Origin of the sequence: Azospirillum sp. B2RO_4, from assembly GCF_051124815.1 — a bacterium.
GTDB lineage: Bacteria > Pseudomonadota > Alphaproteobacteria > Azospirillales > Azospirillaceae > Azospirillum.
The window spans coordinates 2,848,064-2,863,262 of sequence record NZ_CP118485.1 but is presented as its reverse complement, the minus strand read 5'-3'; the positions used below and the strand labels follow the sequence as shown (position 1 = coordinate 2,863,262).

The 15,199-nt window shown below is 68.4% G+C and carries 11 protein-coding genes; 6 read left to right on the top strand and 5 right to left on the bottom strand.

The genetic code is table 11. From position 1 onward, the window contains the following. Window positions 1–18 precede the first annotated feature (18 nt). A complete protein-coding gene (gene trxA / locus PWS46_RS13775) occupies window positions 19–342 on the top strand; it encodes a thioredoxin TrxA (RefSeq protein WP_098740783.1) in 324 nt (107 codons plus the stop codon). A gap of 210 nt (window positions 343–552) precedes the next feature. On the opposite strand, the gene PWS46_RS13770 is transcribed toward trxA, so the two are convergent. Beyond that, window positions 553–1,386 carry a hypothetical protein gene (locus PWS46_RS13770; protein WP_434616236.1) on the bottom strand — a complete coding sequence of 278 codons (834 nt, stop codon included), beginning with the start codon at window positions 1,384–1,386 and terminating at the stop codon, window positions 553–555. A gap of 108 nt (window positions 1,387–1,494) precedes the next feature. Between PWS46_RS13770 and PWS46_RS13765 the strand changes: the two genes are divergently transcribed. From PWS46_RS13765 to gyrB, 5 genes are all read left to right on the top strand, one after another. Beyond that, on the top strand, window positions 1,495–2,370 hold the full coding sequence (locus PWS46_RS13765) for an SDR family oxidoreductase (protein WP_434616233.1): 876 nt from the start codon (window positions 1,495–1,497) through the stop codon (window positions 2,368–2,370). A gap of 169 nt (window positions 2,371–2,539) precedes the next feature. Further along, window positions 2,540–4,303, top strand: a complete 1,764-nt coding sequence (locus PWS46_RS13760) for a hypothetical protein (RefSeq protein WP_434616230.1) — start codon at window positions 2,540–2,542, stop codon at window positions 4,301–4,303. 238 nt (window positions 4,304–4,541) lie between these two features. Then, window positions 4,542–5,672 (top strand): DNA polymerase III subunit beta, encoded by a 1,131-nt coding sequence (gene dnaN / locus PWS46_RS13755; RefSeq protein WP_434616227.1) that lies wholly within the window; start codon window positions 4,542–4,544, stop codon window positions 5,670–5,672. Window positions 5,673–5,736: 64 nt separating this feature from the next. Beyond that, window positions 5,737–6,921, top strand: coding sequence for a DNA replication/repair protein RecF (gene recF / locus PWS46_RS13750; protein ID WP_434620024.1), 1,185 nt, complete (start codon window positions 5,737–5,739; stop codon window positions 6,919–6,921). 90 nt (window positions 6,922–7,011) lie between these two features. Further along, on the top strand, window positions 7,012–9,501 hold the full coding sequence (gene gyrB / locus PWS46_RS13745) for a DNA topoisomerase (ATP-hydrolyzing) subunit B (RefSeq protein WP_434616224.1): 2,490 nt from the start codon (window positions 7,012–7,014) through the stop codon (window positions 9,499–9,501). Between the two features lie 147 nt (window positions 9,502–9,648). Here gyrB and PWS46_RS13740 read toward each other — a convergent pair whose 3' ends face one another. Genes PWS46_RS13740 through PWS46_RS13725 form a run of 4 tightly spaced genes read right to left on the bottom strand, consistent with a single transcriptional unit; the run spans window position 9,649 to window position 15,139 of the window. After that, on the bottom strand, window positions 9,649–10,419 hold the full coding sequence (locus tag PWS46_RS13740; protein WP_434616221.1) for a hypothetical protein: 771 nt from the start codon (window positions 10,417–10,419) through the stop codon (window positions 9,649–9,651). 10 nt (window positions 10,420–10,429) lie between these two features. Next, entirely contained in the window at window positions 10,430–12,709 is a 2,280-nt protein-coding gene (gene ptsP, locus PWS46_RS13735) for a phosphoenolpyruvate--protein phosphotransferase (RefSeq protein ID WP_434620021.1), read from the bottom strand. 43 nt (window positions 12,710–12,752) lie between these two features. Then, the gene (locus PWS46_RS13730) at window positions 12,753–13,850 is read right to left on the bottom strand and encodes an NAD(P)H-dependent flavin oxidoreductase (RefSeq protein ID WP_434616218.1); all 1,098 of its coding nucleotides are present in this window, start codon (window positions 13,848–13,850) and stop codon (window positions 12,753–12,755) included. 53 nt (window positions 13,851–13,903) lie between these two features. Next, window positions 13,904–15,139 (bottom strand): aspartate kinase, encoded by a 1,236-nt coding sequence (locus PWS46_RS13725; RefSeq protein WP_434616215.1) that lies wholly within the window; start codon window positions 15,137–15,139, stop codon window positions 13,904–13,906. Between the last annotated feature and the right edge of the window lie 60 nt (window positions 15,140–15,199).

Below are 15,199 nucleotides of genomic sequence, written 5' to 3'. Positions count from 1 at the left end.
ATCCAGGCAAGAGGTCACATGAGCACCACCATCAAGGTTACCGACGACAGCTTCGAGCAGGACGTCCTGAAGGCCGACGGCCCGGTCCTGGTCGATTTCTGGGCGGAATGGTGCGGCCCCTGCAAGATGATCGCCCCGGCGCTCGACGAGCTGGCCGGCGAGTATGATGGCAAGGTCACCGTCGCCAAGCTGAACATCGACGAGAATCCGGACACCCCGACCAAGTACGGCGTGCGCGGCATCCCGACGCTGATGCTGTTCAAGGGCGGCAGCGTCGCCGCCACCAAGATCGGCGCCCTGCCTAAGGGTGCGCTGTTCCAGTGGGTCGACTCGGCACTGTAAGCGATTCGAGTTGCAGGTAAGGAAAAGCCCCGCCCGCGGTCGCCGCGGCGGGGCTTTTTCGTTGGGGGGTGTCGGCTCTAGGTGAAGTTAGACCCCCACCTATCCTCCCCCGCTGGGCGGGGGAGGGACTGCCGCTGCACCCCGACAAAGCTCCTGCCTCCCTCCCCCGCCCAGCGGGGGAGGGTCGGGGTGGGGGCACCCGTCACTCCCTCACTGCACCTTCTTCTCCTTCACCTTATCCTTACCCGCACCGCCCGCCAGTTCCGCCGTCCGCGCGAGGTTGTCGGCGGCGGCGCGGCCCCATTCGCTGTCGGGGGAGACGCGGCGGGCCAGCGACCAGTCGTCGCGCGCGGCGGGCAGGTTGCCGCCCAGCGCCTTGACGTTGCCGCGCAGCAGGATCGCCTCCGGATCGCCGGGCTTCAGTTCCAGCGCATGGTCGATGTCGGCCAGCGCCTGCCGGTAGTTGGACAGCGCCTTCTGCGCGGTGGCGCGGTAGAGATAGGCGTCCGCCCGCCGCGGGTCGCGGGCCAGCGCCGCGTCGAGGTCGGTGATGGCGTCCCAGAAGCGTTCACCCTCGGCACGGGCGAAGGCGCGGTCGATCAGCAGGTCGACGTCGCCCGGCGTCTTGTCGAGCGCCGCGCTGTAGAGCCGCTCCGCCCGCCCCTGGTCGCCGGCGCGCAGCCACGCCCAGCCGGCCCGGCCGAGCAGCGAGGCGGCGGCCCTGGGATCGTCCTTGCCCAGCGTCGGCACCAGCGCCTCCATCTGGGTTCCGGCCGCCTTGAACTCGCCGGCATGGAACTGCGCCAGCGCGTAGCAGAGCTTGGCGAAATCGCCGCCGCCCTGCTCCTGCCAGCGCATGGCGTCGGCCTTGGCGCCGTCGGGGTTGGCCTCCGCCTTGGCGGCGCAGGCCTGAAGCTCGCGGTTGCGGTCGAGGCCGGAGGACGGCCCGGAGGAGGCCGCCTGTGCCGCCTGCGAGGGAGCCGGCAGGACGGCAAGAAGCCCCAGCGCGAGGGCGGCGGAAAGGTAAGGATTGCGTCGGGTCATGATGCCTTTACACTCCGCCATCGCCGGGCAGGGTGCAAGCCCCCCACACCAATCCGGTGGCCGAGCCCCGGCGTTACAAAGTTCCCTGCCCCAACCGGAACGCCCGCGATGACCGATCCCCGCCTTTTCGTCTTCGGCCCCGGCTACAGCGCCCGCGTCTTCGCCGACCGGCTGCGCGCCGAGGGATGGCGCGTCGCCGCCACCTGCCGCAGCGAGGAGAAGAAGGCGGAGCTTGAGGCCCGGGGCATCGAGGCCTTCCTGTTCGACCGCGGCCGGCCGCTGGCCGATGCCAAGGCGGCGCTGGCCGGCACCACCCATCTGCTGGTCAGCATCCCGCCGGACGGCAAGGGCGATCCGGTGCTGGACCAGCATTCCCGCGATCTGGCCGACCTGCGCACGCTGGACTGGGGCGGCTATCTCTCCACCACCGGCGTCTATGGCGACACCGGCGGCGAGTGGGTCAGCGAAGCGTCCTGGCTGAAGCCGACCGGCGAGCGGCAGAAGCGGCGGGTGGAGGCGGAACGCGGCTGGCTGAACCTGTACCGCCAATATGGCGTGCCGATGCATCTGTTCCGGCTGGCCGGAATCTACGGCCCCGGCCGTAGCGCCATCGATTCGGTGCGCGACGGCATCGCCAAGCGGGTGGACAAGCCGGGTCAGGTCTTCTGCCGCATCCATGTCGACGACATCGCCAACACGCTGCGCGCATCGATGGCGCGGCCGACGCTGGGCGCCATCTACAACGTCGCCGACGATCTGCCCAGCCCATCGCACGAGGTGGTGGAATACGCCTGCCGTCTGCTGGGGGTGGAGCCGCCGCCGCTGGTGCCCTTCGATCAGGCGGAGATGTCGCCGATGGCCGCCAGCTTCTACGCCGATTGCCGCCGGGTGAAGAACGACCGCATCAAGCGCCAGCTTGGCGTCACCCTGACCTATCCCGACTACCGCGCCGGGTTGGAGGCGCAGCTGGCGGCCGGGCTGTAGCCGAAGACTCGGACAAAAAGTAAACCTGAGATTACAAAGCAATTACCCGTCATATTCCGATAATCATAAAACCCGACCGAAGACACGCATGGAAATAGCAAAGGTTATTTAATAATCTCCCGGGATCATGAGCGTCCAGGCGACGACGATCCTGCGAGGTGTTGGGCGCATGAGCAGCACGCCGACGGTCACGACCTCCCTCCCCTCCGCCGGTCTTCCGGCGGCCAAGGACATGGCGGCGAGGGACATGATGGATGCCACCGCTTTCCGCCGCCAGATGGACGAGGTCGTCGCCCGCATCCCCATGCACGCCATCCGGTCGGTGCTGGACGCGGTCGAAGGGGCGCCCAGCCCAAACGGCGAGCGGGCGCGGCATCTGCGCGACGCGCTGGTCGATCATTTCAACCGGCTGCGGCCGATGAAGGCGCGCCGCCTGTTCACCAGCCTGTTCGAACCCTTCCTGGTCGACGACCCGATCCTCTACCGCTCGCCCGAGTCGGTGCCGGCGCTGATCCAGCGGGTCGACATGGGCGGCATCTGGGCGGCGCTCACCCGTTATGCCTTTCCGGGCCTGGCGGCGGAGGTGCAGAGCCGGCTGGACGCCATGGCGCGCGAGGCGATGCTGGACGCCGTGCTGGCCAGCCCCGACGCCATGGTGATGCGCGAGCTGATGCGTCGGGAAGCGCTCGACTTCCTCTACGCCATGGCCGGCGACCGCAAGCTGACCGACCGTTTCCTGGCGCTGGCGAACGAGGAGGCCCACCACGACGCCCGGCTGCGCACCCAGTATCTCGGCCGCAAGGCGCCGATCGACGGCGACCTGCTGGGCTTCGTCCGCGCCCTGCTGGAGCACAACGAGGTGCTGGTGCCGCTGACCGAGCGGATGCGCCGCGACATCGATGAAATGCGGATGGGGGAAATGCAGGGCACCGGCGATCCCCGGTCGGCCGCCCCAAATCCCGCCGAGGTCGATTGCCAGTCGGCGCTGATGGTCGGCTTCGTCCGCCGGGTGCGCGATCTCGGCCTGCCCTTCCGCGACCAGTCGCAACTGCTGGCCTGGTTCGCTCCGCTCTACGGCCTGAACGTCAAGCGGCGCTACGACGTGTTCCTGCGCCATGTGCGCGAACATGGCGGTCCCGCGGTGCGCGAGTCGCACCCGCTGCTGCGCGCCCTGCTCTGCCATTTCAATGCCGCCTGCATCACCATCCGCGAGGTGGTGGACGGCATGTTCGGCGATATGGAGATTCAGGACGGCGGCGTGCTGTCGGCCCCCGCCCCGACCCGCGCTCTGCTGCACGAGGCGGTGGAGCGCTTCGACCGGGCGCTGACGGCGCTGTCCGGCACCGGCTTCCTCGCCAGCCGCTCGACCGGCCCGGCTCTGCGGGCGGAGCTGGCGGCGGTCAGCCGCGAGTTGACCGGCACGGTGATGCCGGCGCTGGCCGCGCGGCTGCAGGCGGCGATGAACGCCCGCCACGCCCCGGTGCCCGACCATGAGGACATCGTCTGGCTGCTGGAGCTGGTGTGGCGCTGGGGCCGCTATCTCGGCAATGCCGGCTACGCCAACCCGGAACTGAAGTCGCTGCGCCTCTATGCGGTGGAGACTGGCCGCCTCGCCTTCATCCAGGCGATGAAGGCCGAACCGCAGGAAAAGCCGGCCCACCGCATGGCGCACATGCTGCGCATCCGCCGGCTGATGGCGGCGATGGGCGAGACGGTGGACGGCTGGATCAGCCCGGTCAGCCAGGGCCTGCACCGGGTCGTCTTCAGCTATCTGGAGGATGTGGACGAGATCGCCGACGACGAATGGGCGGTGATCGACGCCTTCGTCGCCAGCGTCCGCAGCGAGCTGAGCCGGTCGCGCAACTGGCAGAGCGCCGATTTCGTCGACATTCTGCGGCTGCACGAGGGGCGGCGGCGAGGGGAGTCGCTTTGAGGGAAAGCTAGACCCCCACCTTTCTCCCCCGCTGGGCGGGGGACGGTCAGGGTGGGGGCATCGAGCGGGAACTCCCACAACCACCCCTCGGCCGATGGCCTCGGCCGCAACAATTTGGTTCGACGCAACCATCGATGTGGTATGATGCGCGCCCGCTCGGGGCGGGACGGCCGGACAACGGCCCGCAACCCCGGTGGACCCGCATTCCAGTCACTCCTCCCGCCGAGACGACGCCAGCATGAACATCACCATCGAACGCGCCGCCCTTCTCCGTTCCCTGGGTCACGTGCAGAGTGTGGTCGAGCGGCGGAACACCATTCCGATCCTGTCCAACGTCCTGCTGCGCGCGGGCGACGGCGAACTGTCGCTGGCCGCCACCGACATGGATTTGGAGATCGTCGAGACGGTCCCGGCGACGGTCGGCCGTCCCGGCGGCACCACCGCCCCGGCCCACACCCTGTTCGACATCGTCCGCAAGCTGCCCGACGGCAGTCAGGTGGAGTTGGACATCGCCGGCGACGGCACCATCCTGACGCTGCGCGCCGGCCGGTCGCAGTTCAAGCTGTCCTGCCTGCCGGTGGAGGATTTCCCGCAGCTGTCCAGCGGCGAGCTGAAGCACAATTTCTCGGTCGCCGCCGCCGACCTGCGGGCGCTGATCGACCGCACCCGCTTCGCGATCTCCACGGAGGAGACGCGCTATTACCTGAACGGCATCTACCTGCACTCCGCCAAGAGCAAGATGGGCAGCTTGGAGTCGCCGGTGCTGCGCGCCGTCGCCACCGACGGCCACCGGCTGGCGAGGGTCGAGATGCCGCTGCCGGACGGGGCCGAGGGCATTCCCGGCGTCATCATCCCGCGCAAGACCGTCACCGAGATCCGCAAGCTGGTCGACGAGGCTGCCGACCGCATCGAGCTGTCGCTGTCCGACAACAAGATCCGCTTCGGCTTCGACAGCGTGGTCGTCACCTCCAAGTTGATCGACGGCACCTTCCCCGACTATGAGCGGGTGATCCCGGTCGGCAACGACAAGGTGATGGAGGTGGACGCCAAGCTGTTCGCCGCCGCCGTCGACCGCGTCGCCACCATCTCCACCGAGAAGAGCCGGGCGGTGAAACTGTCGCTCGTTCGCGGCGCCCTGACCCTGTCGGCCACCAGCCCGGAATCGGGCAGCGCCACCGAGGAGCTGGAGGTCAATTACGCCGAGACCCCGCTGGAAATCGGCTTCAACTCTCGCTATCTGCTGGACATCACGCAGCAGATCGAGGGCGAGGGCGCCCAGTTCACGCTGGCCGACGCCGCGTCGCCGACCATCATCCGCGACGTCGCCGACTCCACCGCGCTCTACGTCCTGATGCCGATGCGTGTGTGATGGGGCTGCGGGGATCCTCCCCGCCCCAGGCGGAACGGACCAGTTGCAGCACACGGCAGTCTCGATGAGCGGCGGCACCCCGGTGTCCGCCACCAATTCGGCTTTTGCCCCCGCTCTGGCGGTGCGGCGGATGACGCTGACGCGCTTCCGCGGTTACGACTCTGCGCGGCTGGAGCCCGACCGCCGGCCCGTCGCCCTGATCGGCCCGAACGGCGCCGGCAAGACCAATCTGCTGGAAGCGGTCAGCTTCCTCGCCCCCGGCCGCGGCATCCGCGGCGCCCGGCTGGCCGAGGTGGAGCGGCTGGGCTCGCCCCCCGGCGCCGGCTGGGCGGTGGCGGCGATGCTCGACACCCCGCTGGGTCCGGTGGAGATCGGCACCGGCCGCGAACCCCATGACGGCAACCGCGCCTCCGACCGCGACCGCCGGCTGGTCCGCATCGACGGCCATCCGGCCAAGGGCCAGACCGCGCTGGCCGACCATGTCGCCATGGTCTGGCTGACCCCGCAGATGGACCGCCTGTTCCTTGAAGGGTCGAGCGGACGGCGGCGCTTCCTCGACCGGCTGGTCTTCGGCTTCGACCCCGCCCATGCCGGGCGGCTGTCCCGTTATGAACATGCGCTGCGCGAACGCGCCCGGCTGCTGCGCGACGGCCGCTTCGACGAGGGCTGGCTCGGCGCGCTGGAGGACCAGATGGCGACCACCGGCATCGCCGTCGCCGCGGCCCGGCGCGAGGTGGTGCAGCGGCTGCGCGCCGCCTGCGCCCGCTCGGTCGGCCCCTTCCCCGGCGCCGACCTCGCCGTCGCCGGCACGGTGGAACGCTGGCTGGACGAAGGGCCGGCGCTGGCGGCGGAGGATGCGCTGCGCGACAGCCTGCGCATCGGCCGCCGCGCCGATGCCGACGGCGGCGGCGCAACGGTGGGGCCGCACAAGAGCGACCTCGCCGTCCGCCATGCGCCCAAGGACATGCCGGCGGCGCTCTGCTCCACCGGCGAGCAGAAGGCGCTGCTGATCGCCATCGTGCTGGCCAACGCCCGGCTGCTGGCGGCCGAACGCGGGGCGGCGCCCATCCTTCTGCTGGACGAGGTGGCGGCCCATCTCGACCCCGAACGGCGTGCCGCGCTGTTCGGCGAAATCCTGGCATTGGGCGCCCAGGCCTGGATGACCGGCACCGACGAAGGGGTTTTCGACCCGCTCGGCGAGGACGCCCGCCGGTTCCGCATCGAAGACGCCCACATCCGCCCCGGATAGGGGTGGAAATTCGGGCCAAGACCCAAAAAAAAGCCGTGTTCACGCACGCTAAACCGCCGAATCCACAACCGAATCTGTTATAGTCGACGCATGGCACAGGAAGCACTGAAGAACGACCTCCCGCAGTCGGAGCCCCAACAGGCGGACTATGGGGCGGAGTCGATCACCGTTCTGCGCGGGCTCGATGCCGTGCGCAAACGCCCCGGCATGTACATCGGCGACACCGACGACGGGTCCGGCCTGCACCACATGGTGTACGAGGTGGTCGACAACGCCATCGACGAGGCGTTGGCCGGCTATTGCGACAAGGTCGAGGTTCTGCTGAACGCCGACGGATCGGTCACGGTGCGCGACAACGGACGCGGCATCCCGACCGACATCCATTCGGAGGAAGGCGTCTCGGCGGCCGAGGTCGTGATGACCCAGCTCCATGCCGGCGGCAAGTTCAACCAGAACAGCTACAAGGTCTCCGGCGGCCTGCACGGCGTCGGCGTGTCGGTGGTGAACGCGCTGTCCGAAACGCTGGATCTCCGCATCTGGCGCGGCGGCCGCACCTGGACCATGCGCTTCCGCCACGGCGTCGCCGAGGCGCCGCTGGCCGATGTCGGCGAGGCGCCGATGGTGCCGGAGAAGGGCAAGCAGCTGTCGGGCACCGAAGTCACCTTCATGCCCTCTGCCGAGACCTTCACCAACATCGAGTTCGATTACGCCACGCTGGAACACCGGCTGCGCGAACTGGCCTTCCTCAACTCCGGCGTCCGCCTGGTGCTGACCGACGCGCGCGGGGTGGAGCCGAAGGTGCAGGACCTGCATTACGAAGGCGGCCTGGAAGCCTTCGTCAACTGGCTCGACCGTTCCAAGGCGCCGCTGCACAAGCCGGCGATCACCCTGAAGAACGAACGCCCGACCGAACATGGCGGCGTGGTGACGGTGGAATGCGCGCTGCAGTGGAACGACAGCTACCACGAGACGACGCTCTGCTTCACCAACAACATCCCGCAGAAGGACGGCGGCACCCACCTCGCCGGCTTCCGTGCGGCGCTGACCCGTGCCATCAACAACTACGCCAACGAATCCGGCATCGCCAAGAAGGAGAAGGTCAACCTGTCGGGCGACGACGCCCGTGAAGGCCTGACCTGCGTCCTGTCGGTGAAGGTGCCCGATCCGAAATTCTCCAGCCAGACCAAGGACAAGCTGGTCTCGTCGGAAGTCCGTCCCGTCGTCGAGGCGGTGGTGGGCGAGGCGCTGGCCCAGTATTTCGAGGAGCATCCGGCCGACGCCCGCCGCGTCGTCCAGAAGGTGGTGGAGGCCGCCGCCGCCCGCGAGGCCGCCCGCAAGGCGCGCGAGCTGACCCGCCGCAAGGGCGCGCTCGACATGGCCTCGCTGCCCGGCAAGCTGGCCGACTGCCAGGAACGCGACCCGGCGTCTTCGGAGCTGTTCATCGTCGAGGGCGATTCGGCCGGCGGCTCGGCCAAGCAGGGCCGCTCGCGCCAGTTCCAGGCCATCCTGCCGCTCCGCGGCAAGATCCTGAACGTGGAGCGGGCGCGCTTCGACAAGATGCTGGGCTCGGCGGAGATCGGCACGCTGATCGCGGCGCTCGGCACCGGCATCGGCCGCGACGAGTTCAACGCCGACAAGACGCGCTACCACAAGATCATCATCATGACCGACGCGGACGTGGACGGCAGCCACATCCGCACCCTGCTGCTGACCTTCTTCTTCCGGCAGATGCCCGACCTGATCGAGCGTGGCTATCTCTACATCGCCCAGCCGCCGCTCTACCGCATCAAGCGCGGCAACGCCAAGGAACGCTACCTGAAGGACGACCGGGCGCTGGAAGAGTATCTGGTCGAGGCGGCTCTGGGCGACCTGTCGGTCCAGCTGTCCGACGGCACCCTGCTGATCGGCGAGCAGCTGTCCGGTCTGGTCGATCAGGCCCGCACCGCGCGGCCGGCGATCGACACGCTGTCCCGCAAGGTCGGCAACGCCATGGTGGTGGAGCAGGCCTCGGTCGCCGGCGCCCTGTCCGCCGCGCTGGCCGACGACAAGGCGGCGGCGGAGGCTGCGGCCAAGGCGGTGGCCGAGCGGATGAACGCGATGGACGCCGACGGCGGCTGGCGCGGCGAGGCGCTGCCCCAGGGCGGCTATGCGGTGATCCGCGCCCGCCGCGGCGTCACTCACCGCCATCTGTTCGACGCCGACCTGCTGAAGAGCGGCGAGGCCCGCCGTCTCGACGGGCTGGCCGCCGACCTGAAGCGGGTGTTCGGCACCGCCGGCAAGGCCTTCGAAAAGCAGAAGGAAACCCGCGCCCTGACCGGCCCCGTCGCCCTGTTCGACACGGTGATGGAGCTTGGCCGCCGCGGCGTCACCATCCAGCGCTACAAGGGCCTGGGCGAGATGAACCCGGACCAGCTGTGGGAAACCACGCTGGACCCGACCAAACGCTCGCTGCTGCAGGTCCGCGTCAATCACGCCGATCAGGCGGAGGAGGTCTTCTCCACCCTGATGGGCGACATCGTCGAACCGCGCCGCGAGTTCATCCAGGACAACGCGCTGAAGGTGTCGAACCTGGACGTGTGATCGGTGTGTGTCTTTGCGTCGCCCCGTTACTTGGGCTGGCGGTATAAAGAACGAAAAAGGCGGAGCTGCGAGGCTCCGCCTTTTTATATGCAAGCCTCAGAAACGTCGTGGTTCTTGCTTCAGATGAAAGAATTCCAAGAGCGTAGGTCAGGGTAAGTTAAAACGCGCGCGAACCGCCTCTGCGTGCATTGCGATGATCGCTTCTCCGCAAGCCGCCAAACTGTCGAGCAATTGACGATAGGTGCAGTGTCTGAACGCGACCTCGTCTTCGCCCACAATCGAGGTGAACCAAGCGATCTCGGCGTTGTGCAGCGCCACGTCCGCATCTGGAATCGGCCTGCCGTCCGGCCACGCGGAAGGCTCTGCGTACAGATAGAGCAGCACCGCTCGTTTTCCGAAGGAAGTCCCCGCACGGTGGACGGCTGTGCGAAGTGCGAATGCATGCTTGACCAGTTGGCCGGCGTCGAGGTGACAAAATGCTAGGACATCGTCCCTCAACCCGTCACGGACACAAGCATAGCCCGCCATTGCATCGCCCCAGACCGGTCGCCAGTAAGCCTCCGACATTGCCGGATGAGCTTTCGACCGGAACGGCTCAAAGCGTTTTGATTCGATACCGATCAAAGCCGTGGGCGTCTCCACCAGCACATCCAGGCATGGATGGCGGCCTCCGGACCATGGGAAGCGAACGATAGCCTCTAGACGAACCGACGTCGCCGGCCAGTCAAGATTATCACAGTTGGGCAACGCCGGCAGATCGCCCGGACGATCAAGGAACAGCCCAAATGTGTTTGCGACCAGAGCCGACGAAGACTCCGGGCTGAATAACTTCCCGCTGGCGATCTCGTTGCCCGGCGCTTCCTCGTAGGCCGCCCGAATCAAATCGACCGGTAAACCCGCCAGCAGGGCTTGGTCCATAAGGAAGCCCTCAGATCATCACGCCATGGTCCTTGGCGAAGGTCTTCAGCTTGTCGCGCAGGCTGTGATCGGCCCCGGTGTAGAGCCCGCTCATGTAATCCCGCAGCGCCGCGACCTCGAGCGAGCGCAGCATCGACTTCACCGGACCGACCGATGGCGGCGACATCGACAGGGTGCGGAAGCCGACGCCGATCAGCGCCATGGCGTCGAGCGGCCGGCCGGCCATCTCGCCGCAGATGCTCAGCGACACCTTGTGCCGGGCGCATTCGTCGACCAGCCGGCGCAGCACGCACAGCATCGACGGCGACAGCGGGTCGTAGCGGGTCGAGGTGCGCGGGTTGCCGCGGTCGGCGGCGAACAGATACTGGGTCAGGTCGTTGGAGCCGACCGACAGGAAATCCAGCTTGGGCAGCAGCGCCGGAAGTTGCCACAACAGCGACGGCACCTCCAGCATCGTGCCGACGCGCAGTCCGTCGGGCCGCGCGATCCCCTGCGAATCCAGCCGCTTCAGTTCCAGGTCCAGCAGGCGGCGGGCGCCGTCGAACTCCGCGACCTCGGCGATCATCGGGAACATCACCGACAGCGGCCGGCCGGCGGCGGCCAGCAGCAGGGCGCGCAGTTGCTGGCGCAGCAGCGACGGGTGGTCCAGCCCGATGCGCACGGCGCGCCAGCCCAGCGCCGGGTTCTCCTCCTCGCCGCCGGTCATGTAGGGCAGCATCTTGTCGCCGCCGACATCCAGCGTGCGGAAGACGATCGGCTTCTCGCCGACCTCGTCCATGATGCGGGAGTAAAGGTCGGTCTGCGCCTTCACGTCGGGGTAGGAGGCGCGGACCATGAAGGGGATTTCGGTGCGGTAGAGCCCGACGCCCTCCGCCCCGCTGGCGGTCAGGTGCGGCAGGTCGATCAGCAGGCCGCAGTTCAGATGCAGGGAGATCGGCACCCCGTCGCGCGTCACCGACGGAAACTTGCGGATCTCCGCATACATCTGCTCCTTGCGGTGCTGCAACGCCACCGCTTCGCCGAAGGCCATCTGGATGTCTTCGGCCGGGCGGATGAAGACCTGCCCGTGGTCGCCGTCGACGATCAACTGGTCCAGCGGCTCGATCCGGTTCAGCGCGTCGGCCGCCTGCACAACCGGGATGTTCAGCGCGCGGGCGACGATGCAGACATGGCTGGCCGGTGAGCCTTCCTCCAGCAGCAGGCCGCGCAGGCGCGAGCGGTCGTAATCCAGCAGCTCCGCCGGCCCCATGGAGCGGGCGACCAGGATCATGTCGTCGGGCAGGGTCGCGCTGTCCGTGCCGGTGGTCTTGCCGGCCAGATGTTGCAGCAACCGGTTGGTCAGATCCTCGAAATCCATCAACCGTTCCCGGATGTAGGGATCGGTCAGATGGCTCATGCGGGCGCGGGTGTCGTTCTGCACCTGCTGCACCGCCGCCTCGGCGGTCAGGCCGACGCGGATCGCCTCGCGGATGCGCGACAGCCAGCCGCGGTCCTCGGCGAACATCCGGTAGGTCTCCAGGATGTCGCGCGGTTCGCTGAGGCCCGCCAGCGACGCCGCTTCCAGCAGGTCGTCGATGGCGCTGTGCATGGTCTGCAGCGCGGTGTTGAAGCGCTCCAGCTCGGCATCGGCATCCTCCGCCACCATCTGGCGGACGGTCAACTGCGGCCGGTGGATGACGGCGAGGCCGATGGCCAGCCCGGCGCTCATTGCCGTGCCCGACAGGCGGGCCGGCAGCAGCACGGGGTCGCCGGTGGTGGTGACCTCCACCGGGTTGACCAGTTCGCTCTGCGCCACCAGCTCGGCGACGACCATGGCGATGGTCTGGAGGGTTTCCACCTCCTCCTCGACATAGCGGCGGCGGTCCTTGTGCTGGATCACCAGCACGCCGCGCACCTTGCTGCCGCGCAGGATCGGCACGCCGGCCAGCGACTGGAACGGGTCCTCCCCCGTTTCCGGGCGGTAGGCGAAGCTGGGGTGGGAGGGCGCGTTGTCCAGCGCCACCGGGCGGGCGTGGCCGGCGATGTAGCCGACGATGCCCTCGCCCACGCGCAGGCGGGTGTTGTGGACGGCGGTCTTGTTCAGGCCCTCGGTGGAGAACAGCTCCAGCACCTCGCCGGCGCGCATGACGTAGCAGGAGCAGACGTCGGCCTTCATCTCCGCCGCGATCAGCGTGACGATCTTGTCCAGCCGGTCCTGCCCCGACCCCGACCCGGCCATGATGTCACGCAGCCGGGCGAGCAGCCGGCGCGACGAGGTGCCGTCGAAACGGACGTCCATTCCCCCCTCCATACCGCCGCCACCGGATGCCGTGTCGAGGGTGTCGGTCATGTCGCTACAGCGCTCCCACGGGCGGCTCCGCCATCAGGCTCCCCAATCCCGTCAACGATGCCTCATCCATCGCCCGCCGGGCCAGAGCCGATTCGGCCTGGGCGATCAATTCGGCCAGGATGTCGGACACCGGCTGTTCGCGGGTGACCAGCCCGACGCTCTGCCCGGCCATCAGCGAGCCGGTCTCGACATCGCCTTCGATCACCGCGCGGCGCAGGGCCCCGGCCCAGAAATGCTCGATCTCCAGCATGCCTTCGTCACGGCTCATGACGCCGGAATCGACCTTGGCGATGACCTCGCGCTGGAACTCCATGAAGCGCTTGGACGCCTCGTTCGCCAGCGCCCGCACCGGGATGACCGGGAAGCGCGGGTCGATCTGCACCGACGGCTGGGCGTCGCGGGCCGACGCCCGGATGAAGGCCTGCTTGAAGTTGGGATGGGCCACGCATTCGGTGGCGCAGACGAAGCGGGTGCCGACCTGCACGCCGGCCGCCCCCAGTTCCAGATAGGAAAGGATCGTCTCGCCCCGGCCGATGCCGCCGGCGACGAACACCGGCACCTCGCGCAGCTCGGGCAGGATTTCCTGGGCCAGCACGGTGGTGGAGACCGGGCCGATATGGCCGCCGGCCTCGGTTCCTTCGATCACCAGCGCGTCGGCGCCGTGCTTCGCCAGCCGTCGGCCGGCGGTCAGCGTCGGCGCGAAGGCCATCGCCTTGGCCCCGCCGTCCTTGATGCGGCGCAGGGTGGCACCGGACGGCAGGCCGCCGGCGACGACCACATGGCCGACGCGCTGCTCGCGGCAGACGTCGATCAGCTGGTCCAGCGCCGGGTGCATGTTGATGAGGTTGACGCCGAACGGCTTGGTCGTAAGCGCCCGGGTGCCGGCGATCTCCACCGCCAGCTGGTCCGGGGCCATGGAGCCGCAGGCCAGCACGCCGAAGCCGCCGGCGTTGGAGATGGCGGAGACCAGGTGCCGTTCCGACACCCAGCTCATGGCTCCGCCCATCACGGCGGTGCGGGTGCCGAGGAACTCCCGGCCCCGCTGCCAGAGCCGGTCGAGCCGGGCCGATGCTGCCGCCGCGTATGATGTGGCGTCGGTCATGGCCGGCCCTCCCCTGCTGTTGCGGTCCCCGGCACCCGGGTCGCCACCTGCGCTCAGGCGGCGTCCAGGCCGTAGGCGGTGTGCAGGGCGCGCAGCGCCAGCTCCGCATACTCCTCGGCGATCAGGACCGAGATCTTGATCTCCGAGGTCGAGATGACCTGGATGTTGATGCCCTTGTCGGCCAGCGCCTTGAACATGCGCTGGGCGACGCCGGCATGGCTGCGCATGCCGACGCCGATGACCGACACCTTGACCACGTTGGCATCGGAGATGATGCGCTTGTAGTTCAGGGTGGACTGCGCGTCCTCCAGCACCTTCACGGCGCGGGCGATGTCCGCCTTGCCGACGGTGAAGGTCATGTCGGTGGACTTGCCGTCTTCCGACACGTTCTGGACGATCATGTCGACGTTGACGGCGTTGTCGGTCAGCGGACCGAAGATGGCGGCGGCGACGCCCGGCTGGTCGGCGACGCCCACCAGGGTGATCTTCGCCTCGTCGCGGCTGTAGGCGATGCCGCTAACAACTTCCTTTTCCACGATCTCGTCCTCGTCAACAACCAGGGTTCCGGGAAGCGAACTGCCCGCAGCGGCTTCGAAGCTCGACAGCACCTGCACGCGCACGCGGTGGTTCATCGCCATCTCGACCGAGCGGGTCTGAAGCACCTTGGCCCCCTGCGAGGCCATCTCCAGCATTTCCTCGTAGGTGATCTTGTCGAGCTTGCGCGCCTTGGTGACGATGCGCGGGTCGGTGGTGTAGACGCCGTCGACGTCGGTGTAGATGTCGCAGCGGTCGGCCTTCACCGCCGCCGCCAGCGCCACCGCCGAGGTGTCCGAGCCGCCGCGGCCCAGCGTGGCGATGCGGCCCTGTTCCGACACGCCCTGGAAGCCCGCGACCACGGCGACTTCGCCGGTCTGCAGGGACTTTTCCATCTCGGTGGTGTCGATGGAGACGATGCGCGCCTTGCCGTGCGTGTCGTCGGTGCGGATCGGCACCTGCCAGCCGGCCCAGGAGCGGGCGGGAATGCCGAGCGACTGCAGGGCGATGGCCAGGAGACCGGAGGTCACCTGTTCGCCCGATGCGACGACTGCGTCATATTCGCGCGCGTCGTGCAGCTTGTCGATGTCGTTGCAGTATTTGACGAGCTGGTTGGTCACGCCGGACATCGCCGACACGACGACGGCGACCTGATGCCCCGCCTTCACCTCTTGCTCGACCTTCCGGGCCACGTTCTTGATGCGGTCGATGTCGCCGACCGACGTGCCTCCGAACTTCAGGACGATCCGCGCCATACCTCACACCATGTCTGGCCGCCCGGTCATGCCATCAGGATCATGCCATCAGGATCATAC

Bases quoted from the DNA above. Each gene is read 5' to 3' on its own strand.
- trxA (WP_098740783.1), top strand. From the start codon at position 19: ATGAGCACCACCATCAAGGTTACCGACGACAGCTTCGAGCAGGACGTC.
- PWS46_RS13770 (WP_434616236.1), bottom strand. From the start codon at position 1,386: ATGACCCGACGCAATCCTTACCTTTCCGCCGCCCTCGCGCTGGGGCTT.
- PWS46_RS13765 (WP_434616233.1), top strand. From the start codon at position 1,495: ATGACCGATCCCCGCCTTTTCGTCTTCGGCCCCGGCTACAGCGCCCGC.
- PWS46_RS13760 (WP_434616230.1), top strand. From the start codon at position 2,540: ATGAGCAGCACGCCGACGGTCACGACCTCCCTCCCCTCCGCCGGTCTT.
- dnaN (WP_434616227.1), top strand. From the start codon at position 4,542: ATGAACATCACCATCGAACGCGCCGCCCTTCTCCGTTCCCTGGGTCAC.
- recF (WP_434620024.1), top strand. From the start codon at position 5,737: ATGAGCGGCGGCACCCCGGTGTCCGCCACCAATTCGGCTTTTGCCCCC.
- gyrB (WP_434616224.1), top strand. From the start codon at position 7,012: ATGGCACAGGAAGCACTGAAGAACGACCTCCCGCAGTCGGAGCCCCAA.
- PWS46_RS13740 (WP_434616221.1), bottom strand. From the start codon at position 10,419: ATGGACCAAGCCCTGCTGGCGGGTTTACCGGTCGATTTGATTCGGGCG.
- ptsP (WP_434620021.1), bottom strand. From the start codon at position 12,709: ATGGAGGGGGGAATGGACGTCCGTTTCGACGGCACCTCGTCGCGCCGG.
- PWS46_RS13730 (WP_434616218.1), bottom strand. From the start codon at position 13,850: ATGACCGACGCCACATCATACGCGGCGGCAGCATCGGCCCGGCTCGAC.
- PWS46_RS13725 (WP_434616215.1), bottom strand. From the start codon at position 15,139: ATGGCGCGGATCGTCCTGAAGTTCGGAGGCACGTCGGTCGGCGACATC.